Consider the following 22,379-nt stretch of genomic DNA (forward strand, 5'->3'; position numbering starts at 1 on the left):
AGGCCTCCAGCAAAGGAGGCCCGCTTCATGCCCCGGTCAGAACAGGTTGTCCTGATCCGAGAACAAACTCATCACCGACTCGCCCTTGGCAATGCGCTGGATCGTTTCGGCGATCAGCGGTGCCACGGAGAGCTGGCGGATCTTTCCGCAGGCATTGGCGCCGTCGGAAAGGGGAATGGTGTTGGTCACGACCACTTCGTCGAGGGCCGAACCCTGGGTGATGCGCTCGATGGCCGGGCCCGAGAAGATCGGGTGCGTGCAATAGGCGTACACGCTCTTGGCGCCGCGTTCCTTCAGCACTTCGGCGGCTTTCACCAGCGTGCCGGCAGTGTCGATCATGTCGTCCATGATCACGCAGTTGCGGCCGTCGATCTCGCCGATCACGTTCATGACTTCGCTGACGTTGGCCTTCGGGCGGCGCTTGTCGATGATGGCGAGGTCGCAGTTCAGCTGCTTGGCCAGCGCGCGGGCGCGAACCACGCCGCCGACGTCGGGCGAGACCACGATCAGGTCTTCGTAGTTCTTGGCGCGCAGGTCGCCCAGCAGGACTGGCGACGCGTAGATGTTGTCGACGGGAATGTCGAAGAAGCCCTGGATCTGGTCGGCGTGCAGGTCCATCGTGAGCACGCGCTCGACACCGACGGTTTCCAGCAGGTTGGCCACCACCTTGGCCGAGATCGGCACGCGGCTGGAACGCGGGCGGCGGTCCTGGCGGGCATAGCCGAAGTAGGGGATCACGGCGCTGATGCGTTCGGCCGAGGCACGCTTGAGCGCATCGACCATGATCAGCAATTCCATCAGGTTTTCGTTGGTCGGAGCGCATGTCGACTGCACCACGAACACGTCGCGCGCCCGGACGTTCTGGTTGATCTCGACGGTGACTTCACCATCGGAGAAGCGGCCGACGCGGGCAGCACCCAGCGAGGTGCCGAGGTTGTGCGCGATTTCTGCAGCAAGGCCCGGATTGGCGTTGCCGGTGAAAACCATGAAATCAGGGTGATTAGCCTGCATGAGCGCGTCCCGGCAGTGCAAGTGGGCTTAGGAAGCCGCCAAAAGGTTCTTGTTGCGTGGCGACCGGTGAGCCGCCGATTATTGCAGCGGGTGGGCTGCAAATGAAGACTGCGGCCATCGGGCCGCAGTCGTTGAAGATTTGGCAGGGGAGAAAGGATTCGAACCTTTGCATGCTGGAATCAAAATCCAGTGCCTTAACCAGCTTGGCGACTCCCCTACACGGGTCGATGGTTTTCACCACCAACCGATATATGTCGCATCGAACCGAATGAACGATCCGATCATCTTCAGGTTGCCCATCCGCAGAGTGGATGAACTTCCAGGTTGCTGCATTGACGAACCTGCCAGCCTTCGGGGGCTTCGAGCAGTTCCGCTTCCTGCGGCGCTTGCGGCATCTTCGCGAACACCGAACTTCCGGAGCCGGTCATCCGGGCCTTCAATCCTTGGGTGCCGAGCCATTCGATGGCGTCGGTGACCGCGGGACAAAGTCGCTGGGCAACCGGCTGCAGGTCGTTGTGGCCGAAATCGAAAACCTGGTTTCCCAAGTTTGTCGCTTCAGACGATTCGCTATCTGCAGCAAAGCCTGAGATTATAGCAACAGGCGTGGCACGTTGAAGATCCGAAGCCGAAAAAATTAATCGGGTATCGAGTCCCTCCGGTGGTTTGACCACCGCGAAACGCGCCGGTGGGAGTGTAACCGGTGTGATTTCCTCCCCGATGCCCTCCACCCACGCATTGCGGCCGGCAAGAAAGAAAGGCACGTCGGCGCCCAGTTTCAGGCCGATGTGGGCCAGCCGCGACAGCGGCAGGTTCAGCCCCCAGAGGCGGTTCAGCGCAAGCAGGCAGGTGGCCGCATCCGACGAGCCTCCCCCCATGCCCGCCTGGGCCGGCACATGCTTGGCGACGCCGATGTGCGCACCCTGCCCGGGTGCCGCGAATGGCTGCAGGGCGCGCGCCGCACGCAGGATCAGGTCGTCCGCGGGCAGTTCCGTCGTCAGGTCTTCCCGGCTGAGCTGGCCATCGCGCCGCAGTTCGACGTGCAGCGTGTCGCACCAGTCGATCAGCACGAAGACCGACTGCAGCAGGTGATAGCCGTCGTCGCGCCGGCCGGTGATGTGAAGAAAGAGGTTGAGCTTGGCCGGCGCGGGGAGGTCGTAGATCGCCTTCATGACCGCTCGAACACGATGCGCAGATCGGCCCGCGGGCTCGGCGACTCGCGCACGGCATTCAGCCGCCCGTTGCCGAGTTGCGCAAGGTCGGGCTTCCAGCCGGGCACCGGGTCGTTGCGGCCCGCGAGCCAGCCGAACAGTGCACCGACCGGAATGGCGGCGCCGGTCGCGGCTTCGATCAATTCGTCGACGGAGTCGAAGCGGCGTGTCCTGCTGCCGTCTTTCAGCAGCGCCTCGCCCGGTGCCCAATGCAGCTGCGCGAGCGTGCTGCCGATGGGCGTGGTGAGCGTGAGGTCGCCCGTGTCGGCCGAGCCGCGCAGCTCGAACAGCGCGGCGAAGGTCTGGACCGGCTCGCTCTCGATGCGCAGCGACATGCGGCCGCTCCAGCTGTCCGTGGATTTCGGTGCGGAAGAGCCGCCGGACAGCTGCGCGCAGCCGGCTGCCAGCAGAACGCCCGCTCCGCCCACAGCCAGAAAGGCGCGGCGGCCTGCCTGCGTTGGCGCGAAAGCCAGTGCCTGCGCCATCTCAGGGCTTCACTCGCAGGCGTTTCAGCGTTTCCTGCAGCGTCTCGTTCTCGGCATCGCTCAACAGGGCTTCCTTCCAGATCGTGACAGCGCGGTCCTTCTGGCCGGAAGTCCACAGGACTTCGCCGAAATGCGCGCCGATCTCGGGATCGGGCCGCGTCTTGTAGGCCGCTTCGAGGATGCGGATGGCCTCGGCCGTGTTTCCGAGCCGGAACTCGACCCAGCCCAGGCTGTCGGCGATGAACGGGTCTGCCGGCGCCAGTTGCACGGCCTTCTGGATCAGCGTGCGTGCCTCTTCGAGCCGGATCTTGCGATCGGCGAGCGAGTAGCCCAGCGCGTTGTATGCGTTCTGGTTCTCGGGCTTGAGTTCGATGAGCCGGCGCAGCAGGCGCTCCATGTCGTCGAGGCGGTTGAGCTTCTCGGCGATCATGGCCTGGTCGTAGACGAGGTCGCCGTCGTCCGGCGACGCCGCCGAGGCTTGGGCGAGCATGTCGTATGCCGCCTGGAACTGCTTAGCGTCGCGCAGCAGCTGAACTTCGGCCAGGAACTTCTGCTTCTTGTCCTCGGGCGTGCGCTCGGGCAGTCCGCGGATGACTTCGCGGGCCTGGGGCAGCTTGCCCTGGCGCGCCAGCAGGGTCGCGCGGCGCGTCTGCGCGGCCACCAGCTCGTCGGCGCCGTCGATGCGCGAGAGCCAGCGCTCGGCTGCCGCATAGTCCTTGCGCCGCTCGGCCAGCTGCGACAGCGCGAAGTACGCCTGCGACAGGCCGCGTTTGCGGTCGGCTGCGTCATTGGCGTCGGCATCCTTGCTGGCGGCCTTCTGGCTGCCCGACAATTCGATGAAGCGCTTGATCGAGGCCTCGGCCGCGGCGTCCTGCCGGTTCTGCATCTGCAGGCTGCCGAGGAGCAGCCACGGCTCCGCGAGTTCGGGGCGCGACGTGGTCACCGTCTGGAGCTGCGCGGCGGCATCGTTGTAGCGCCGGTTCTCGACCAGCACACGTGCATAGGCAATGCGCAGGTCGGGCGCGGCCTTCGGGTTGTTGTTCAGGTAGCGCGTGACGATCGGTTCGGCGAGCGGCTGGCCGGGGTCGATCATTTCGAGCGCCAGCACGGCAGGTGCCTCGGAGGCCGGATCGATCTCCTGGCCCTTGCGCGCGGCCTCGAGCGCACTGGAAGCATCGCCCGCGTTGAGGCGCAGCCGACCGACGGTGGCCCAGGCGAGCCCGCCGGTGGTGGGGCTCTTCAGCTCGTCGACCAAAGCCTGCTCGACCACCGAGGCGGCGAGCTTCTTGTCCGAAGCGCGCGAGTAGTTGCGTGCGATCACGGCCATGAGCAGCGGGCGCTCGATCTGCGAGGTGGCTGCCACTTCGGCGCGCAGCGGCTCGACGGTTTCGCCGATGCGGTTCAGCGCGATCAGGATCTGCAACTCGATGCGGCGTGCGTCGCGCGAGTTCGGCAAGGTTTCCTGCCAGGCCCGTGCCGCGGCCAGCGCCGCATCGCCGGAGCGCGATTGCAGGGCGATCTCGACCGCGCGCTGGAACAGCTTGCCGTCGCGCAGCCGGCGGGCGGCATCGAGCACGAGCGCGTAGCCGGAGCCCGGGTCGCCGGAGCGCGCCGTCATTTCGCCCATCAGGATTTCGTAGAACAGGTCGGCCGTCAGTGCAGACTGCAACGGTGCCGCAGGTTCGCTGGCCGCCTTTGCCGCGGCCGGACGAGGCCTGGCCGCGGGCTTCGGCGGTGCCGACCGTTCGATGACGGGAGCGGGGCTGGCGGGGGTTGCGGGATCGGAAGATTGCGCGTGAACGGCACAAGCCATCAAGGCGAGAGACGCGGCCGCCGCAAGGCGGTGTCGGCGGGGCGAAAGATTCATCTGGTCATAATAATCCAGGCTTTTGAACGAGCATCGCGTGGGGCCTCGTCGCCGCCGGCGTTTGCCTGAGATTTACTTTTTTCATGCCCGAGCTACCCGAAGTCGAAGTTACCCGCCGTGGGTTTGCCGATCGCATCGCAGGCGGGCGCGTCGAGGCGGTTCGCATCGGCAAGCCCTTGCGCTGGGCACTGATGGTGCTGCCCGAGGCGCTTGTCGGGCGGCAGGTGCGCGAGGTGCGCAGGCGCGGCAAGTACCTGCTGATCGACCTGGACCGCGGCATCCTGCTGCTGCACCTGGGTATGTCGGGCAGCCTGCGCTTCGATGCGGCACTGCCGCCGCCCGGGCCGCACGACCATTTCGACCTCGTCACCGACCGGGGCACGCTGCGGCTCAACGATCCGCGCCGCTTCGGCGCCGTGGTCTACGTGGAGGACGAAGCCGCGCCGTGGGCCATCAAGCTGCTCGGCGGCCTGGGCATGGAGCCGCTGGACGAAGGCTTCGACCTCGATGCCTTCCACGCCGGCCTCAGGAAGCGCAAGACCGCCGTCAAGCAGGTGCTGCTGGCCGGCGACGTGGTGGTGGGTGTGGGCAACATCTACGCGTCGGAGGCGCTGTTCCAGGCGGGCATCCGGCCGACGCTGTCGGCGGCGCGCATCAGCCGTCCGCGCGCGGCCAGGCTCCATGCGGCCGTGCGTGAAATCCTGGCGCGGGCGGTGGAGAAGGGCGGCAGCACGCTGCGCGATTTCTCCAATGTGGACGGCCAGAATGGCTATTTCCAGCTCGAAGCGACCGTCTACGGCCGCGCTGGCGAGCCGTGTCGGGTTTGTGCAACGCCGATCAAGCTGCTGCGCCAGGGGCAGCGCTCCACCTATTACTGCCCCAATTGCCAGAAGTAGGCACAGGCCCGCGCAAAAGAAACCGAAAAATAGAAACAATCCAGAAACCATGGCGGCATGCCTGCCGATGTATATTTGTAAATTGTTTCTTACATATCCCCCTTGAGCCGCTCCTTCAACCAACAACTCGATCAGCACGGCGCATGGCGGAGCAATTTCGCCCACCGGCTGCAGTGGCTGTCCCGCTGGCTGACCGAGAACGAGTTGCTCGACCAGGCGGTGGCGGAGCGCCTGCGCGGGCTCGAGACGCAGATCCGTACCAGCAAGGTCATGGTCGCCTTCGTCGCGGAGTTCTCGCGCGGCAAGTCGGAACTGATCAACGCCATCTTCTTCGCCGGCTATGGGCGGCGCATCATGCCCGCGAGCGCCGGCCGCACGACGATGTGCCCGACCGAGCTGGGCTACGACGCCGCGCATGCGCCCAAGCTGCGCCTGCTGCCCATCGAGACCCGGCTGGAGCCCCATTCGCTGGCTCACTGGCGCGACAAGCCCACGCGCTGGACCGAGATCGCCATCGACGTCGGCAATGCCGAGCAACTGGCGCAGGCCATGAGCAAGGTGGCCGAGGTGCGCTGGGTCAGCAAGGACGAAGCCCGCACGCTGGGCTTCTGGAACGACGACACGCCCGACGACAACCCGGTGCAGGACGCCGAAGGCCGCGTTGAAATCCCGCGCTGGCGCCACGCGGTGCTGAACATGCCGCACCCGCTGCTGGAGCAGGGGCTGGTGATTCTCGACACGCCGGGCCTGAACGCGATCGGCGCCGAACCCGAACTTACCGTGAGCCTGATCCCGCAGGCGCACGCGGTGGTCTTCATTCTTGGCGCCGAAACCGGCGTGACGCGCTCCGACCTCTCGATCTGGCGCGAACATCTGATCACCGAGGACGAAGGTAACGACACGCGCTTCGTGGTGCTCAACAAGATCGACACGATGTGGGACACGCTGAGCGCCCCCGTGCAGATCGAACAGCAGATCGAGCGCCAGCGCGAAGGCGCGGCCCGCCTGCTCGAAGTGCCGCTGGCGCAGGTGCTGCCCGTGTCCGCGCAGAAGGGCCTGCAGGCCAAGATCCAGCACGACAGCCTGCTGCTGCAGGCCAGCCGCCTGCCGGCGCTCGAATCGCTGCTGGCCGAAGGCGTCCTCGGCAAGCGCGAAACCATGCTGCGGCTCGCTGTCGACGCGGGCATGACCGCGCTGCGTGCCGAGGCCGAACGCATTTTGAAGGTGCGCCAGCGCGACCTGGCCGAGCAGGCGCTCGAACTGCAGGGGCTGCGCGGCAAGAACGTCTCGGTGATCCGCCACATGCGCGCGCGCATCGACCAGGAGCATGCCGAGTTCGAAGGCAGCAACACGCGCATCCTGGCGCTGCGCTCGGTGCAGGGCAAGCTGCTGCGCGAGGTGTATGCCGTGCTCGGCCGCACCGCGCTGAAGGCAGACATGGTGAAGCTGTCGGCAGCGCTCAAGCGCCCCGGCGTCAAGTTCAACGTGCGCAAGGTGTACGCAGAGACTTTCGACTCGCTGCGCAACAACCTGCGCGAAGTGCAGGCGACCACGGCCGAGATCCAGTCGATGCTGCACGCCACCTTCCGCCAGCTCAACGCCGAGCAGGGCTTCACCCTGCAGGCACCGGCCGAGCCTGATCTGACCGGCTTCGAGCAGGAGCTGGCGCAGATCGAGCGCAGCCACATCCACTACCTGGGCGTGGGCAACCTGCTGAAGCTCGCGCAGGCCGACTTCTGCGACAAGCTGGTCCGTGCGCTGGCCAGCCGGCTGAGGCTGGTCAACGAGGCCGCCATGACCGAGGTGGAGCGCTGGAGCAAGGGCGCGAGCGCGCAGATCGATGCGCAGCTCAAGGAGCGCCGCCGCAACTTCAGCAAGCGCATCGAGGCGATCGAGCGCATCCAAAGCGCGGCGGGCAATCTCGACGAACGGTTGATCGAACTCGCTGCGCAGGAAAGCAATCTTGCCGAGCTGCATGTGCAGCTGCGCGAGTTCACTTCGCTCATCGCACAGCACGGAAAGCCGCAACCCGCGGCCACCATCGGCGAACTGCGTGCGGCCTGAAGATTCCGCCTCCAAGGCGGCGGCGACTGCAACCCTGGCATTGCCCCCGGATTTCGCTGCGCAAATCGTGAGCTGGCAGCGCAGCCACGGCCGCAGCCAGTTGCCGTGGCAGAACACCCGCGACCCGTACCGCGTGTGGCTGTCGGAGGTGATGCTCCAGCAGACGCAGGTGTCGACGGTGCTCGGCTACTTCGCGCGTTTTCTCGAACGCTTTCCCGACGTGAAGGCGTTGGCCGCCGGCACGGAGGACGAGGTGTTCGGGCTCTGGAGCGGGTTGGGCTACTACAGCCGCGCGCGCAACATGCATCGCTGCGCGCAGGAGGTCGTCGCGCGCTTCGGCGGCGAGTTTCCGCGCACCGCCGCCGAGCTGGTCACCCTGCCGGGCATCGGCCGGTCGACTTCCGCTGCCATCGCCGCCTTCTGCTTCGGCGAGCGCGTGGCGATCCTCGACGGCAACGTGAAGCGCGTGCTGACGCGCGTGCTTGGCTTCGCGGGCGACATGTCTTCCGCGGCACAGGAGCGTGCGCTGTGGGACCTGGCGACGCAACTCCTGCCGCCTGCCAGGGAAAAGGAAGCCATCGCGTCCTACACGCAGGGCGTGATGGACATGGGTGCCACGGTGTGCCTGCCGCGCAAGCCGAGCTGCATGATCTGCCCGGTCCAGAAGGCCTGCGCGGCCCTGCGCGAAGGCGCGCCGGAGCGCTACCCCGTCAAGACGCGCAAGCTCAAGCGCAGCGCCCAATCGCTCTGGGTGCTGCTGGCGCGCGATGCGCAAGGCCGCGTGTGGCTGGAGAAGCGGCCGGCGAAGGGCATCTGGGCCGGGCTCTACTGCCTGCCGGTATTCGACAGCCGCGAAGATCTTCTGGCCGCGTTGCCCGCGACCGCGCGGCGCGGCGCGCATGACCTGCCGGCCTTCGTGCATGTGCTGACCCACAAGGACCTGCACCTGCATCCGGTGCAGATCGACGGCGGCCAGCCGCAGGGCGAGGGCGCGCGCTGGGTCGGGGTGGAGGAATGGAGTCGGCTGGGCCTGCCGGCTCCGATGCGAAAGCTGCTGGAGGGCGGCGGGGCCTAGCCCTGCGTTCGATCAGTTCGCGTCGAGCTCGCGGTGCCGCTTGAGCGCACCCCAGCGAGCGCCGAACGAGCGGGCCAGCTGCTCGACCAGGAACACCGAGCGGTGTTGCCCGCCGGTGCATCCGATGGCCACCGTCACGTAGCTGCGATGGTCGCGCGCGAGCGCGTCGAGCCAGTGCGTCAGGAACTGCTCGATGTCGTCGTACATGCGCGCCACGTCGTCATGCTCGCGCAACCACTCGATCACCGGCTCGTCGCGGCCCGTGAGCGGGCGCAGCGCTGGCACGTAGTGCGGGTTGGGCAGCATGCGCACGTCGAACACATAGTCGGCATCCAGCGGCACGCCGCGCTTGAAGGCGAAGGATTCGAACACCAGCGTCAGCGCGCTCTGCGGCGCCGAGATCAGCGACTTGATGTAGCTCTGCAGCTGCGCCGGCCGGATCAGGCTGGTGTCGATCACGTCGGCGCCGTCGCGCAGGTCGGCCAGCAGTTCGCGTTCGAGTTCGATGGCCTGCACCAGCACGCGATGCTGCTCGGGCACGTCGGTGCGCCCTTCCTGGCGCGAGAGCGGATGGCGGCGGCGGGTTTCCGAATAGCGGCGCAGCAGGGCGTCGGTGGTCGCGTCGAGGAACAGCGAGCGCAGCGAGATGCCGCCGTCGCGGCGCAGCGCCTCGAGCTGCTGCGGGACGGTCGGCAGCGAGACGCCGCTGCGCACGTCCATGGCAATGGCGACCCGCGTGGCCTGCTGCTCGTGCTGCAGCGCGATGAACGAAGTCAGCAGTTCGGGCGGCAGGTTGTCGACGCAGTAGTAGCCCGCGTCTTCCAGCGCATGCAGGGCCACCGACTTGCCGGAGCCCGACATGCCCGTGATGAGCACAAGGTCGAGGGTCATTGCAAGGCCGCCGAGGTCTTGTGGCCAAGCATTTCGCGCGCGTGGGCGAGCGAAGTCTGCGAGACCTTCTCGCCGCCCAGCATGCGGGCGATTTCCCTGGCGCGGCTGTCGTCGTCGAGGCGCGACACGCCGCTTTCGGTGCGCGGGCCGTCGCCGCCGGTCGCCGCCGTCTGGCGCTTGGCCACGACGAGGTGGTGGTCGGCGCATGCGGCCACCTGGGGCAGGTGGGTCACGGCGAGCACCTGGCGATCGCGGCCGAGCTGCTTCATCAGGCGGCCGACGGTTTCAGCGACCGCGCCGCCGACGCCGGAATCGACCTCGTCGAAGATCAGCGTCTGCGCGGCGCCGAGCTGGCTGGTGGTGACGGCGATGGCCAGCGCGATGCGCGACAGTTCGCCGCCCGAAGCCACCTTGCCGATGGCCCGAGGCGTGCTGCCGGTGTGGCCAGCCACGAGGAAGGCCACGTCTTCGAGGCCGGCGCGACTGGGCTGGGCCAGCGCCTGCAGTTCGACTTCGAAGCGCCCGCCTTGCATGCCGAGGCCCTGCATTGCGTCGGTGACGGCCTGTGCGAGGCGAGGGGCGGCTTGCTTGCGGGTCTTGCCCAGCGCCTTGGCCTCTTTCATGTAGGCCTGCTGCGCAGTCTGTTCAGCGCGCTCCAGGCCTTCGAGATCGCTCTGTGCGTCGAGCGCCTGCAGCTCGGCCTGCCAGCCGGCGAGCAGCGCCGGCAGCTCGGCCGGCGGGCGCTTGTAGCGGCGCGCGAGCGACATCCAAAGGCCCATGCGCTCGTCGAGCTCGGCCAGGGTCTGCGGATCGGTGTCGGCATCGCGCAGGTAGCCGTGCAGCGTGTGGGCCGCGTCGGAAGCCTGGGCCACGCAGGAGGCAAGCACTTCGCCCAGCGCGCGGAATTCGGGCTCGATGTGCTCGCAGTTCTGCAGCAGCGTGGCCGCGCGCGTGAGGGCTGAGAGGGCGCCGTTGTCGTCGTCTTCGAGCGCCTGGCTGGCGCCCTGGGCCGCGTCGATGAGTGCCTGAGCGTTGGAGATGCGCGAGTGGTTGGTCGAAAGCTCTTCCCACTCGTCGGCGCCCGGCGCGAGCTTGGCAACTTCGGCGATCTGCCACTGCAGCCGCTCGCGTTCGCGCTGCAGCGAGTCTTGCGCCGAGCGCGCGTGCTCGAGCGCGGAAAGCGCCTGCCGCCAGGCCTGCCATGCGGCGTCGAGTGCGTCGGTGCGCACGCCAGCGTAGGCATCGAGCAGGCCGCGCACAGCCTCGGGCCGCGTCAGGCTCTGCCAGGCGTGCTGGCCGTGGATGTCGAGCAGGCGGTCGCCGAGTTCGCGCAGTTGCGTGGCGGTGGCGGGGCTGCCGTTGATCCAGCCGCGGCTGCGGCCCTGCAGGTCGACGGTGCGGCGCAGCAGCAGCGCGTCGCCGGCCTCGAAGCCGCCTTCGTCGAGCCAGCTGTCGAGGGCCGGATCGGCGTCGAATTCGGCGCTCACGTCGAGCCGCTCAGCGCCTTCGCGCACCGCGCCGGCGTCGGCCCGGTTGCCCAGTGCCAGTTGCAGCGCGTCGATCAGGATGGATTTGCCCGCGCCGGTTTCGCCGGTCAGCACCGTGAAGCCGCCGGACAGGTCGAGTTCGAGTGATCGCACGATCACGAAGTCGCGCAGTGCGATGCGTCGCAGCGCCATTTCAGGAGCCCCCTTCGTTCCAGTGAAGTTTCTTGCGCAGCGTGTCGAAATAGCTCCAGCCGCGCGGGTGCAGGAAGCGCACGCGGAAGTCGGAGCGGCGCACCACCACGCGGTCGCCGATCGCGAGCGAGGCGAGCGACTGCATGTCGAAATTGGCGCTGGCGTCGCGTCCGCCGACCAGCTCGATGACGATCTCGTCGGCATCGGGCAGCAATACCGGGCGGTTCGACAGCGTGTGCGGCGCGATCGGCACAAGCACCCAGCCAGGCACGGCCGGATGCAGCAGCGGCCCGCCGGCCGACAGCGCATAAGCGGTCGAGCCCGTGGGCGTGGCGATGATCAGCCCGTCGGCGCGCTGGTTGGCCACGAAATGGCGACCCACCGACACGCGCAGCTCGACCATGCCGGAGGTGGCTCCGCGGTTGACGACCACGTCGTTCATGGCGAAGGCGTCGAAAACCGATGCGCCGTCCCGAACGACCTGCGCATGCATCAGGCTGCGGTGGTCTTCCTCGTATTCGCCGGCCAGCATCGGGATCAGCGTGGCCTGGTAGTTGTCGAGCGGGATGTCGGTGATGAAACCGAGCCGGCCGCGGTTGATGCCGATCAGCGGGATGCCGTAGCTGGCAAGCTGCCGGCCGATGCCGAGCATGGTGCCGTCGCCGCCGACCACGAGGCCGAGGTCGCAGCGCTGGCCGATTTCCTCGACGGTGAGGGCCTCATAGCGCGGATGGGCGGGAGCGCCGTCATCGGCTTCCTCGCACGTCGGGCGCTCGACGAACACCGTGCAGCCCTGGGATTCGAGGAAGGCGCCGATGCCCTCCATGACGCTGTCGCGCGCGTCGGCCTGCGCCCGGGCGCCGGAAGCCTGGTATTTGCCGATCAGGGCGACGTGACGAAAGCGAGAGGTCATATCTCACAAATTACAACTTTGCGATGTTGAGGGCGCGTACGAGCGCCTTCTTCGCGGGTGAGTCGGGCTCTGCTTCGATGGCTGCGATTGCTATCCATTGGGTCGGATTCTCACCTAGTTGTGTGGCAATGCTTCCCGCCATGGTCGGGCTCAGTCGGCCTCGTTTTTTTGCTTGGGAGAGCGCGGCTTCGGTGAGGTTCAGTAGGCGAGCCCACTCGGCTTGTTTGTGGTGGCTGAGCGCTCTCTCGAAGAGTTGCATGGTGGTCTGCATTGCGGGCTCCTTTAACCGGAGCATTTCATCACACCCTGTTAAGAAAAAGCTTGACGACCTGTTAAGTCGTCCTTCATCATTCGCACACTTAACACTCGGTTAAGTTTTTTACAGGAGCGGCCATGCTTTCTCAAACGTCTTTCCCGCTGTTCGCCCAGTCGGCGCAGCGGCAACCCGAGTGCCCCCCTGCTGGTGCCTCGCAAGAGGTAAACGAGGTCGCGCCGAGCTTGGCCGCTCCCTCGGCCTCCGGCCAGCAGGCGGGCACACCCTTGAGGGTGCTCGTGGCGTGCGAGTACAGCGGCCGCGTGAGTGCTGCTTTTCGAGCCGCTGGCCATCACGCATGGTCGTGTGATCTGCTGCCTACAGAGGGTGATTCCGCCTGGCATATCCAGGGCGATGTTCGGCATGTGCTGGACCTCGGTTTCGATCTGATGGTGGCGCACCCGACGTGCACCAGGCTCGCGAACAGTGGCGTGCGCTGGCTGCACGAGCCTCCCTCGGGGAAGACGAAGGCGCAGATGTGGGCCGAGCTGGAGGAGGCTGCAGCGTTCTACTGCGAGCTGCGTGATGCGCCCATCCCGCTCAAGGCCATAGAGAACCCGGTGATGCATCGTTATGCCCGGGAGCTGATCAAGCCGGGTCCTCGGCAGGTGGTGCAGCCTTACTGGTTCGGTGATCCTGAGTTCAAGGCCACCGGGCTTGAGCTGATTGGCCTCCCGCCGCTCAAGCCCACCAGGATGCTCACGCCGCCGAAGTCGCGCACCCGCGAGCACGCTGAGTGGTCCGTGGTGCATCGCGAGTCGCCCGGTCCGGATCGTTGGCGTCGTCGCAGTACGACCAGGCAGGGAATCGCCCAGGCGATGGCTGCTCAGTGGGGTGCGCTGTGACCCCCTCTCAACGCTGGTCCCTGATTCGTCGCCGGGAGTTCTGGGTGCAGCGGCGTCTCTTCTGACTCGCTAGCTCGTAGCCCTCGTGCGAGGGCTTCCGGCTAGCACGTCGCTAGAGCCTGCCGCTACATGCGGCCTTTTAGGAGTTCAACATGTCGCAATTCAGTTCCATCCTCGAAGTCCTCGCCATCGAGAACGAAGTCCGCACCAGCAAGCGCACTGGCAAGGACTACAACCACTTCGCTGCTCGTTGCGTGCTGCGCGATGAGAAGGGCGGTGTGCTCACCGTGGGCACGCTGCGCAGCGATCAGGTCATGCCCGAGCTGCGCGAGCAGATGAAGGTCGGTCTGTTTGCCGCGACGTTCTCGCTGCGCGTCCCCGACTTCGGGGATTCCAAGGGCGACATCGTGTCGATGCTTACGGGCTTCGTTCCGGCGCAGGGCCGGCTTCCGCAGCAGCCTGCTGCTCCGAAGGCTTCGTGATGCTCGCCTGTCTGATTGACGGTTGCGTGCTGCCAGAGGCCGAGCTGTCGCGCTTGGTCCTCTGGGCCATCGTCGTCGGCGTTGGCTTCGGCGTGATGTGCTCCGCGATCCTCAGTAAGGCGCTCGATCTGGCGCTGCTGGTGGTCGAGCGTCGCTACCGCATCGAGGATGCCCGCCACCGCGATCACGCTGCCGTGCCGTCCATGCATTGGAGGGGCGACAAGTGACTGCTGTGCCGGTGATTCAGTGGCTCCTGGTATGCGCGCAGATTGCCGTCTGCATCTGCGTGTTCCGCTGGATCGTCAAGGACGTTCGCGCCTTCCTGCGCGAGCTGGAGTTGTGAGAGTGATTTCGACTGAATGCCTGCCAACGTCGAGAGACGCCGTGGGCATTCGGGCGCAATCCCGCGCTGTTTCAGGAGTTCGAAATGAAGAAGGCATTTTTCGCAAAGTTGGCAGCCGTTCAAGGTGCTGCCCTCATCGCAGCAGGCAACGTCTGGGCTGCTGTGCCCACCGAGGTGACCACGTCGCTCGGCGATGCGAAGGCGGACGGCGTGTCCGTGGCTACGCTGGTCCTCGTGGCCGTGATCGCGCTGTTCGCGTTCAAGTTCATGCGCAAGGGCCTGTGATGGCTAGCAGCACCACTCTCGCGCTTGTGGCGCGCCTCGGGTCGGGGGTGGCGCTGTGAGCTATCAGGTCGGCTCGGCTTGCTACGACACGGCGGCGGCTGCTGCAGCTGCTTCCGCGTCGTCGCAGGTCGGCTCCTTCCTTCGCCAGGGCGAAGTGAGCTATGTCGTCAATGCATCGTCGGTGGACGGTGCATCGATCACGTACAGCCTGACGCCGGTAGGTGGTGGTTCCGCCATCACCCTGACTGCTCCGTATACCGCGCAACCGTGCGGGCTCATCACCGCAGGCGATGCGGTCAATCTCTCGTGGTTGGTGGTGCTGGTCTGGGCTGCGACGTGGGCGGTGAAGTTCATTGCCACCGCTGTTCACGACTGGGGGAACCAACATGGCCATAACACCTGAGGCGGTGCTCGTCTGCCTCGCAATCTTGGGGGCAGCATGGATCGTCTTTCACTGAGCGTTGCCGCTCTTCTGCTGCTTGGGTCGGCTGGTGCCGATGCAAGCTATGTTTCGCCGTCGCCTCCTGCTGGTTACGCTGGTGGTGCAGGTGGTGGAACCTTCACGCCGTCTGCTCCGACTGCCTTGGAGGGGGTGTTGGAGCGGCAGCCTTTTGCGCGTGTACCGGGTCCGAAGATTCCGGGTGGGCCCACTGCTGGCGGTGCGTTTCGTATCGGAGGTGGTGCGGCTCGCGGTCTTGCTGGTGCCGCTGCACGTGGTCTGATTCCCGGTGTCGGCTTGGCGCTCACGGTTGGTTGGATTGCCTCGTACTGCATTGGCAAGGTGGACGGACAGTGGACCCGCACCTGCTTCGTCGATGACAAGGGCCAGCCCTATACGCCGCCGCAGTCCGATGGTTATCAATACATCACGAACGGCCAAGCGCTTAAAGACACGCGGGAGGAGTCGTGTTCTGCTTACGCTGCTATCGCGACGAATGAGACCTTTCGGTACGAAGCGGTCGGTGTGATTTCGACCACCGGGGGCACGTGGGGCTACGGCATCTGCCAGCTCAAGGGTTATCGTATTTCGACGGGCGAGTGGGACAGCACGCAAAACGTTGGGCAGAATCGTGGCAATGCCAGTAACTGCCCAGCAGGTTGGTACAAGACACCTGCAGGCTGCATCTCGTCGCTGAACCCGCAGCCGCTCACGGTGGAGCAGGTCGAGGAGGAAATGTCCACGAAGCCGCTCCCGCAGCAGCTGCCTCCCGGCTATCCGTATCCGTTGGACCCGCAGTCACCGTTCATCTTCAACCCGGACCAGTCCACGCCGCCCAACGCACAGCCGCTGCGTGTCCCTCAGGGCAACCCGGTCCCGATCCCCAACACCAACCCGCAGCAATACCGGCAGCCGGTCACGCGGTTCACGCCCGCACCGACGATTGACGATCCATTCCGTCTCGATGCACGTCCCGAGGATCTGACCGGCACCAGCCCTACCGGCATCACCGGGCCGCAGGCCGTCACGTCCGGCAGTCCCCAGGGCGACAAGCCCGAGCAGTTCGATCTCTGCAAGGAGCATCCGGACATCATCGCGTGTCAGGTGTTCAAGCCCGACTATCTCGAACCGAAGCCGGTGCCCAACGAGAACAAGCCGCTCGCCATCACACCGGATGGCGGCTGGGGTGCATCGAACGCCAGCTGCCCTGCCGACAAGCACGCGAGCCTGAGCTTCGGCCCCATCGCCTTCAGCTACGAGCCGCTGTGCCTGTTCGCAAGCGGCATCCGTCCCATGGTCATCGCGCTCGCATGGTTCTCTGCTGCGCTCACCTTCTTCGGCTTCGCAAGGAAGGATTCATGAGCGATATCGAACTCTTCATTCACGCCCTCGGCTGGGCGCTCGTCGTCATGCAGGTCTGGGAAGGCCGCAAGGAGTTGCTGTCATGGAAGGAATAGCCGGTTGGATCGCCAGCATCAGCTGGCCCATCGTTACCCGCGTGCTCTCTGCGATGGGTGTCGGCACCGTCACCTACGTGGGGGCTAATGCCGCGCTCTCGCAGGGCTTGCAGGCCGCTAAGACGGCCTTCGCGGGCCTCGCTGGCGACGTGGCCCAACTGCTCGCCATGGCGGGCTTCTTCGACTTCATGTCGATCACCAGCGGCGGCATCATGTCGGGCCTTGCGTGGCTCGTGCTGAAGCGCTTTGCTCTGCAGACGGGCACGCAATGATCACGTTCATCAGCGGTGCTCCTGGCACCGGTAAGACCGCAGCGCTCGTCTCCATGCTTCGCGAGCTGTCGAAGGATCGGCAGATGTTCGTCTTCGGCATCCCCGAGCTGAAGATTCCGCACACCGAGCTGACCGATCCGAACAAGTGGCACGAGGATGTGCCCGATGGCTCGGTGATCATCATCGATGAGGTGCAGAACGTCTGGCGCCCCCGTGGCCCTGGGAATAAGGTCCCCGACTCGGTGGCCAAGCTCGAGACGCACCGGCATCGCGGGCTGGATTTCTACATCATCAGTCAAGGCCCGAACCTCGTGGACAGCAACGTCCGTGCGCTGATAGGTCGCCACGTCCACCTGCGGGAACTGGGCGTTCTCGGGCGCTGGTGGTATGAGTGGCCTGAGTGTGCGGACAACTGCCGTACTGCCTGGAAGAACGCTCCGATCAAGAAGCGCTATCGTTTGCCGAAGGCAATCTTTAAGGACTACAAGTCCAGCAGCCTGCACGTCAAGCCTGTGCGTTCGTTTCCGTGGATGCTGGTCGTCATGGTGGCCGCGCTGGTGGGCGTGTGCGTGATGGCATGGCGCGTGTGGAACACCATCGTTGCGAAGCCGGGCGCAGCGTCTGCCCTCGGCATGAGCGCACCGGCGGCAACACCATCCGGCAATGTGGCAAAGGTCGGTGCGGCGGCTACCGGTGGGCTGTCCTCTGCAGACAGCGGCCCGAAGCTCATCGACGATCGCGTCGATTGGATACCGCGCATCAGCTCGAAGCCGGAGACAGCGCCAGCATTCGATCAGCTGCGCAAGGTCACAGTGATGCCGCGCATCGCTGCGGGCTACGTGATGGGCAAGACCGTGCGTTGCTACACGCAACAGGGCACTGTTGCCAACATCAGCGAGGCCGAGTGCCGCGACTGGCTCGCCAATCCGCCATTCGACCCCTACGTCGAGGTGAAGATGGCGCAGGCAGCTCCCACCATGCTGCAGCACGAGAAACCCGCCGCCGAGGCCGCGCCGATGCCCTCGGCGGTCATCATCGACGCACCGGGTCGCCGTGATCCCGTGGGCGTCAGGGATGCCAAGCGGTGATCACGCGCAGCATGGGACTGCCCGGGCAAGGCATGACGCTGTTTACGTGCCCCTGCGCCAGCGCTCGCGCTACTGCAAAGCAAAACGCCGGAGCCCTTGTGGCGGAGGCATCTCGTCTCTGGTGCCGCGTGGGTTACATGCCCCTGCCTCATCTCTGGCCGGCCAAAGAAACGCCCGCGGCTGCGGGCTCCAGGACTCAATGCGAAGGCGGCGGCGACACGCAGGGCACGGAGACACGGAAGACGCGTAGACACGGAGCCAGCGTAGACACACCCCGTAGACACGTAGACATGCAGCAAAGCGGAATGCGAGTGCGAGGGGTGTGCGAGCTGGTGCAGTGCGAGCGGCTGCAGTGCGAGTGCCCGGAGGGGCGCTGCTGCCGTAGCCCCCTGTCCGTTGTTGTGCAGATGGCGATGGCAGCCGCGCGCGGGGGGCCGAAGGATAGGCGCGAAGCGCCAGCCGAGGCCGCGCGCAGCGCGGCCTAACTTGTTCTTAAAACACTTTGGAACACACCTCTATGGCGCGCTATTTCAAACGTGGTCAGTGGGTCCGTAGGTCCGTTGCGATGCCTGCTGAGTGGTGGGCTTCTGTTGAGCGTGCGGCCGAGAAAAACGGCCGTTCGATTGATGGTGAAGCTCGGCGGTTGATCTGGGAGGCGCTTGAGTCCCGGCCGGATGAATCAACGAAGCCGGCGCACGTGAATCAGTCGATCGCACGCCGAGTGCGATAGGTAAAAAAAGACCCGGCGACGCGTCAACGTCCCGGGTCCGGATTGGCAGAGAAGCTAGGAGGAAACCATGCCAATGGAGCGGTATGTTAACGGTCTGTGGTTCGAAGGGGTAGTGGTCCCCGACAAGTGGGTGATCCGCACTTGGGAGGCCAACGGCGTTATGGAGCGCAGCGCAGCGCCGTACATCATGTGGCGCGAGGTCCACGATTTCGGGTTCAAGCGTGACGGGTGGACCCCGATTCGGCCGGTCGATCCAGTCGAGGATGCAGACCTCATCGAGGAACGGCGCGAGAGGGCCCTCAGATCGGCCGCCAACAGGGCCAAAACGACTTGCCGAAGGGTGATCATCACCGAAGGCTTTAACGAGCTCATGACGCTGACCTACCGCGACAACCAAGAGGATCGCGAGCTGTGCAAGGTCCACTTCAAGGAATGGGTTCGCCGAATGAAGCGTGCCCTCGGTGGTCAGTTCCGCTACTGCGCAGCGTTCGAGCGGCAAGACCGGGGCTCAATGCACGTTCACCTCGCGACGCACAAGCTGCCGCAGCACGTGAAGCTGAAGGGGACCAAGATTAAGGCTTTCGAGCTGGGCACCCGCATCTGGCGCTCCATCGTTGGCGACAACAACGGGCTGTGCTTCGTGGGTGGAAAGAAGCGCGGCAAATGGCACCGGAAATGGACCCTTGCGAAGATGGCCGCCTACGTCTCGAAGTACATCACCAAGGACTACAAGGACGCGCCCAGCGAGTCGAATCGCTACAGCCGTAGCAATGGTGTCCAGGTGGGCGAGGTCCACACGATGGAAGTCGAGTGCAGCTATGCGGAGCTGATCGGCCTCTGCTACGAGCATTTGCCCGGCGACACCACGATTGCCCTGCGGGCGAACCACTTCAACGATAGGTTGTGGTTCTGCAAGGAGGCTGAGCGGGAGTTACCGCACTAGCCGCCACGCGATGAGGAGCAGAACCGCGATGCAGAGCCACACCAGCAGTTGGATTGACCAATGCCAGTCCGCGCCCCATAGCTTCGGGGTGGCCGACTCGTTGACTCGCCTGACTAGTTCGTCTGGGTCTTGCGCCGTGTGGCTTTGGGTGGCGGCAGTACGTTCTTTTTCCGCTTTGTCTTTCCAGTACCAGTCTCTGTCTTGGACGCTCATGGTTCTCTCCTTCGGGCCAGTCTACAGCGCGTCGGGGTGGCGGTTGTCAGCGTGTGAGTTTCATCGTAGGAGCGGCCAAATACGTCCATCTTTTGATGGTTTGTTTCTGGGGGATCAGATGCTGGTTGGTTATGCACGGGTGTCAACGAGCGAGCAGGATACGAGGCTGCAACTCGATGCTTTGCGCGTTGCTGGTGTTCAGGAGATTTACGCTGAGAAGACCAGCGGCGTAGGTGCGCGTCCTGAGCTTCATCGGGCTCTTGATGCGTTGAAGCCGGGTTACACGTTGGTGGTCTACAAGCTGGATCGGTTGGCGCGTAGCTTGAAGGATTTGCTTCAGCTGCTTGATCGGCTGAAGCGTGCAGGTTGCACGGTGAAATCGCTGACTGAGCCGATAGACACGTCTTCGGCTATGGGCGAATTTGTGCTTCAGATTCTCGGTGCTGTCGCCCAGCTAGAGCGGGCCATCATTCGGGAGCGGTGTGAGGCGGGGAGGGTGGCTGCTAGGGCCCGTGGGGTGCAGTTTGGGCGAACTTCGCTGGTGAATGGCGAGGAAGCTGGCGTTGCGGCAAAGCTCTATGCTGAGGGGTTCACGCTGGGGGAGGTGGCGTCGTTGTTCGGGGTGTCGCCTACTGCCGTAAGGTCAGCGTTGGTGAGGTGCGGGGTGGGTCGTCGTAGCTGGGGCGGGGCTCGTGCTCGGCGGGTGAGCTAGGCTATGCAACGCCGTTTCCCGAATTTTTCAACGTACAACACTAAAATCTTGCAATGCTGGACGACCGTGCCAAGTTGCTGCTCAAGACGCTCGTCGAGCGCTACATCGCTGACGGACAGCCCGTCGGGTCGCGCACGCTGTCGCGCTCCTCGGGGCTCGATCTGTCGCCGGCGACCATCCGCAACGTCATGTCCGACCTCGAGGCGCTGGGGTTGATCGCCAGCCCTCATACCTCGGCCGGCCGCATTCCCACCCACCGCGGCTATCGCCTCTTCGTCGACACCATGCTGACCGCCCAGCGCGAGCAGATGACCGCGCCGAGCCTCGCGCCCGACCAGCCGCAGAAGGTGATCGCCAACGCCGCGCACCTGCTGTCGAACATGTCGCAGTTCGTCGGTGTGGTGATGGCGCCGCGGCGCGCCTCGGTGTTCAAGCAGATCGAGTTCCTGCGGCTGTCGGAGCGGCGACTGCTGGTGATCATCGTCTCGCCCGATGGCGACGTGCAGAACCGGGTGATCTTCCCGGAGGCCGACTACTCGCAGTCGCAGCTGGTCGAGGCCTCGAACTACATCAACGCGAACTATGCGGGCCTGACCATCGAGCAGGTGCGCGACAGGCTGCAGACCGAGATCGAGACGCTGCGCGGCGAGATCGCCACGCTGATGCAGGCCGCGGTGCAGGTCAGCTCGGAAGTGCTGACCGAGGCGCAGGAAGATGATGTCGTGATCTCCGGCGAGCGCAATCTGCTGTCGGTGAGCGATTTCTCCAGCGACATGGGGCATCTGCGCCGTGCCTTCGAGCTCTTCGAGCAGAAGGCCCAGCTGATGCGGTTGCTCGACGTGTCGAGCAAGGCCGAGGGCGTGCGCATCTTCATCGGTGGCGAGAGCCAGGTGGTGCCGTTCGAGGAACTGTCCATCGTCAGCGCCAACTACGAGGTCGACGGGCAGGTCGTGGGCACGCTGGGCGTGATCGGGCCGACGCGCATGCCTTACGAACGCATGATCCAGATCGTCGACATCACGTCGCGCCTGGTGAGCAATGCGCTGAGTCATCGCAAGTAGGCTTCGCGGCGCGAATAGAATCGTCCCGCGTGGGCCGTTAGCTCAGTTGGTTAGAGCAGCGGACTCATAATCCGTTGGTCGCTGGTTCAAGCCCAGCACGGCCTACCACCACTCCCTTGGCGATTCGATCTTGCATGTTTCGTCATGCTTTCGGGGAGTAGCCAAAAACAGGCTATAATCGAGAGCTTCGCGGCTGTAGCTCAGCTGGATAGAGTACTTGGCTACGAACCAAGGGGTCGTGGGTTCGATTCCTGCCAGCCGCACCATCTTGAAAATGCCCGGAAGATTCGTCTTCCGGGCATTTTTCTTTTTCGGGCCTCTCGAGCTACTTTCGTGACAGTTCGCTCGTGTAAATCCAAAATGGACAATAAAGCGGGCTATAATCGCTAGCTGTGCGGCTGTAGCTCAGCTGGATAGAGTACTTGGCTACGAACCAAGGGGTCGTGGGTTCGATTCCTGCCAGCCGCACCACTATAAAGAAAGCCCGCAACGCAAGTTGCGGGCTTTTTTCTTTTTGGAGGATTGGCGTGAACAAGGCATTCACCAAGGAAACGGATTCCGACGGAGACGACGACGGCGCCGATGGTGCCTTGCCCCCGCTCCCCGCGGGCGGCAAGAACTACATCACCCCCGACGGCTACGCGCGCCTGCGCGATGAGCTGCTGCAGCTGATGGACGAGGAGCGCCCCAAGATCGTCGAGACCGTGCACTGGGCCGCAAAGAACGGCGATCGCTCCGAGAACGGCGACTACCTCTACGGCAAGAAGCGCCTGCGCGAGATCGATCGCCGCATCCGTTTTCTCACCAAACGCCTCGAAATCGCGGAAGTCACCGATCCTTCAGTGCACCACGGGCGCGACCAGGTCTTCTTTGGCGCCACCGTCCTCTACGTAGACGAAACAGGCGATGAGCGCAGCGTCACGATTCTCGGGATCGACGAAGCCGAGAGTGCGAAGTCGCAGGTCAGCTGGATCTCGCCGATTGCGCGGGCGCTGCTCAAGTCGCGCGAAGGCGATGTGGTGAAGCTCGTTACGCCGGGCGGGGCGCACGAGGTCGAGATCTTGTCGGTGAGCTATCCCACGCCGCGCCCGGCGGCGGAGTAACGGC

At 65.1% G+C, this 22,379-nt stretch carries 24 protein-coding genes and 4 tRNA genes; 18 read left to right on the forward strand and 10 right to left on the reverse strand.

Going from position 1 to position 22,379, the window contains the following annotated elements:
* Window positions 1-36: 36 nt before the first annotated feature.
* The 5 genes from EJO71_RS15235 to EJO71_RS15255 form a co-directional block, all read right to left on the reverse strand.
* Window positions 37-1,011 (reverse strand): ribose-phosphate pyrophosphokinase, encoded by a 975-nt coding sequence (locus tag EJO71_RS15235; RefSeq protein ID WP_081269883.1) that lies wholly within the window; start codon window positions 1,009-1,011, stop codon window positions 37-39.
* Between the two features lie 140 nt (window positions 1,012-1,151).
* Window positions 1,152-1,228 (reverse strand) — tRNA-Gln (locus EJO71_RS15240).
* Window positions 1,229-1,298: 70 nt separating this feature from the next.
* The gene (ispE, locus tag EJO71_RS15245) at window positions 1,299-2,180 is read right to left on the reverse strand and encodes a 4-(cytidine 5'-diphospho)-2-C-methyl-D-erythritol kinase (RefSeq protein ID WP_125949271.1); all 882 of its coding nucleotides are present in this window, start codon (window positions 2,178-2,180) and stop codon (window positions 1,299-1,301) included.
* Window positions 2,177-2,704 carry a lipoprotein insertase outer membrane protein LolB gene (locus EJO71_RS15250; protein WP_125949270.1) on the reverse strand — a complete coding sequence of 176 codons (528 nt, stop codon included), beginning with the start codon at window positions 2,702-2,704 and terminating at the stop codon, window positions 2,177-2,179. Before EJO71_RS15250 ends, ispE begins: the two co-directional genes overlap by 4 nt.
* 1 nt (window position 2,705) lies before the next feature.
* Window positions 2,706-4,571 carry a tetratricopeptide repeat protein gene (locus EJO71_RS15255; protein WP_125949269.1) on the reverse strand — a complete coding sequence of 622 codons (1,866 nt, stop codon included), beginning with the start codon at window positions 4,569-4,571 and terminating at the stop codon, window positions 2,706-2,708.
* An 83-nt stretch (window positions 4,572-4,654) separates the two neighbouring features.
* Here EJO71_RS15255 and mutM point away from each other — a divergent pair, with 83 nt between their 5' ends.
* The 3 genes from mutM to mutY all read left to right on the forward strand — a co-directional run bounded on the left by mutM (window position 4,655) and on the right by mutY (window position 8,606).
* Window positions 4,655-5,467, forward strand: coding sequence for a bifunctional DNA-formamidopyrimidine glycosylase/DNA-(apurinic or apyrimidinic site) lyase (gene mutM, locus EJO71_RS15260; protein WP_125949268.1), 813 nt, complete (start codon window positions 4,655-4,657; stop codon window positions 5,465-5,467).
* Window positions 5,468-5,569: 102 nt separating this feature from the next.
* Window positions 5,570-7,531 carry a dynamin family protein gene (locus EJO71_RS15265; RefSeq protein ID WP_125949267.1) on the forward strand — a complete coding sequence of 654 codons (1,962 nt, stop codon included), beginning with the start codon at window positions 5,570-5,572 and terminating at the stop codon, window positions 7,529-7,531.
* A 40-nt stretch (window positions 7,532-7,571) separates the two neighbouring features.
* Window positions 7,572-8,606: an A/G-specific adenine glycosylase gene (mutY, locus tag EJO71_RS15270; RefSeq protein ID WP_125949266.1), complete on the forward strand. Its 1,035-nt coding sequence runs from the start codon at window positions 7,572-7,574 to the stop codon at window positions 8,604-8,606.
* A 12-nt stretch (window positions 8,607-8,618) separates the two neighbouring features.
* Here the strand turns inward: mutY and rapZ are convergent, their stop codons facing one another.
* The 4 genes from rapZ to EJO71_RS15290 are packed head-to-tail and all read right to left on the reverse strand — an operon-like array spanning window position 8,619 to window position 12,360.
* On the reverse strand, window positions 8,619-9,497 hold the full coding sequence (gene rapZ, locus EJO71_RS15275; protein WP_125949265.1) for an RNase adapter RapZ: 879 nt from the start codon (window positions 9,495-9,497) through the stop codon (window positions 8,619-8,621).
* Entirely contained in the window at window positions 9,494-11,176 is a 1,683-nt protein-coding gene (recN, locus tag EJO71_RS15280; protein ID WP_125949264.1) for a DNA repair protein RecN, read from the reverse strand. The genes rapZ and recN overlap by 4 nt, the downstream gene beginning before the upstream one ends.
* Before the next feature lies 1 nt (window position 11,177).
* Window positions 11,178-12,089 (reverse strand): NAD kinase, encoded by a 912-nt coding sequence (locus EJO71_RS15285; RefSeq protein WP_125949263.1) that lies wholly within the window; start codon window positions 12,087-12,089, stop codon window positions 11,178-11,180.
* A 10-nt stretch (window positions 12,090-12,099) separates the two neighbouring features.
* Window positions 12,100-12,360: a hypothetical protein gene (locus EJO71_RS15290; protein WP_125949262.1), complete on the reverse strand. Its 261-nt coding sequence runs from the start codon at window positions 12,358-12,360 to the stop codon at window positions 12,100-12,102.
* A gap of 122 nt (window positions 12,361-12,482) precedes the next feature.
* On the opposite strand from EJO71_RS15290, the gene EJO71_RS15295 reads away from it, so the two are divergent.
* From EJO71_RS15295 to EJO71_RS15335, 9 genes are all read left to right on the forward strand, one after another.
* On the forward strand, window positions 12,483-13,247 hold the full coding sequence (locus EJO71_RS15295; RefSeq protein WP_240651389.1) for a hypothetical protein: 765 nt from the start codon (window positions 12,483-12,485) through the stop codon (window positions 13,245-13,247).
* A 152-nt stretch (window positions 13,248-13,399) separates the two neighbouring features.
* Entirely contained in the window at window positions 13,400-13,729 is a 330-nt protein-coding gene (locus EJO71_RS15300; RefSeq protein ID WP_116266888.1) for a hypothetical protein, read from the forward strand.
* A complete protein-coding gene (locus EJO71_RS15305; protein ID WP_125949261.1) occupies window positions 13,729-13,956 on the forward strand; it encodes a hypothetical protein in 228 nt (75 codons plus the stop codon). Before EJO71_RS15300 ends, EJO71_RS15305 begins: the two co-directional genes overlap by 1 nt.
* Before the next feature lie 200 nt (window positions 13,957-14,156).
* Complete coding sequence (locus tag EJO71_RS15310; RefSeq protein WP_116266886.1) at window positions 14,157-14,357, forward strand: major capsid protein; 201 nt, start codon at window positions 14,157-14,159, stop codon at window positions 14,355-14,357.
* A 55-nt stretch (window positions 14,358-14,412) separates the two neighbouring features.
* The gene (locus tag EJO71_RS15315; protein WP_116267097.1) at window positions 14,413-14,760 is read left to right on the forward strand and encodes a hypothetical protein; all 348 of its coding nucleotides are present in this window, start codon (window positions 14,413-14,415) and stop codon (window positions 14,758-14,760) included.
* A gap of 333 nt (window positions 14,761-15,093) precedes the next feature.
* Window positions 15,094-16,158, forward strand: coding sequence for a virulence factor TspB C-terminal domain-related protein (locus tag EJO71_RS15320; RefSeq protein ID WP_164546826.1), 1,065 nt, complete (start codon window positions 15,094-15,096; stop codon window positions 16,156-16,158).
* 82 nt (window positions 16,159-16,240) lie between these two features.
* Window positions 16,241-16,525: a DUF2523 domain-containing protein gene (locus EJO71_RS15325; RefSeq protein WP_116266952.1), complete on the forward strand. Its 285-nt coding sequence runs from the start codon at window positions 16,241-16,243 to the stop codon at window positions 16,523-16,525.
* Window positions 16,522-17,613 (forward strand): zonular occludens toxin domain-containing protein, encoded by a 1,092-nt coding sequence (locus EJO71_RS15330; RefSeq protein ID WP_116268605.1) that lies wholly within the window; start codon window positions 16,522-16,524, stop codon window positions 17,611-17,613. Before EJO71_RS15325 ends, EJO71_RS15330 begins: the two co-directional genes overlap by 4 nt.
* A gap of 797 nt (window positions 17,614-18,410) precedes the next feature.
* Window positions 18,411-19,286 carry a hypothetical protein gene (locus EJO71_RS15335; RefSeq protein WP_125949259.1) on the forward strand — a complete coding sequence of 292 codons (876 nt, stop codon included), beginning with the start codon at window positions 18,411-18,413 and terminating at the stop codon, window positions 19,284-19,286.
* Here the strand turns inward: EJO71_RS15335 and EJO71_RS15340 are convergent.
* Window positions 19,275-19,499, reverse strand: coding sequence for a hypothetical protein (locus EJO71_RS15340; protein ID WP_116266997.1), 225 nt, complete (start codon window positions 19,497-19,499; stop codon window positions 19,275-19,277). The genes EJO71_RS15335 and EJO71_RS15340 overlap by 12 nt on opposite strands.
* Before the next feature lie 118 nt (window positions 19,500-19,617).
* On the opposite strand from EJO71_RS15340, the gene EJO71_RS15345 reads away from it, so the two are divergent.
* The 6 genes from EJO71_RS15345 (at window position 19,618) to greB (ending at window position 22,375) form a co-directional block, all read left to right on the forward strand.
* On the forward strand, window positions 19,618-20,211 hold the full coding sequence (locus EJO71_RS15345) for a recombinase family protein (RefSeq protein WP_125949626.1): 594 nt from the start codon (window positions 19,618-19,620) through the stop codon (window positions 20,209-20,211).
* Window positions 20,212-20,264: 53 nt separating this feature from the next.
* Entirely contained in the window at window positions 20,265-21,272 is a 1,008-nt protein-coding gene (hrcA, locus tag EJO71_RS15350; RefSeq protein ID WP_125949258.1) for a heat-inducible transcriptional repressor HrcA, read from the forward strand.
* Window positions 21,273-21,303: 31 nt separating this feature from the next.
* A tRNA-Ile gene (locus EJO71_RS15355) sits at window positions 21,304-21,380 on the forward strand.
* Between the two features lie 81 nt (window positions 21,381-21,461).
* Window positions 21,462-21,538 (forward strand) — tRNA-Arg (locus tag EJO71_RS15360).
* Window positions 21,539-21,666: 128 nt separating this feature from the next.
* Window positions 21,667-21,743 (forward strand) — tRNA-Arg (locus tag EJO71_RS15365).
* A gap of 56 nt (window positions 21,744-21,799) precedes the next feature.
* Window positions 21,800-22,375 (forward strand): transcription elongation factor GreB, encoded by a 576-nt coding sequence (greB, locus tag EJO71_RS15370; protein WP_125949257.1) that lies wholly within the window; start codon window positions 21,800-21,802, stop codon window positions 22,373-22,375.
* The last annotated feature ends 4 nt before the right edge of the window (window positions 22,376-22,379 follow it).

It is taken from the genome of Variovorax sp. 679 (assembly GCF_003952185.1).
Lineage (GTDB): Bacteria > Pseudomonadota > Gammaproteobacteria > Burkholderiales > Burkholderiaceae_C > Variovorax.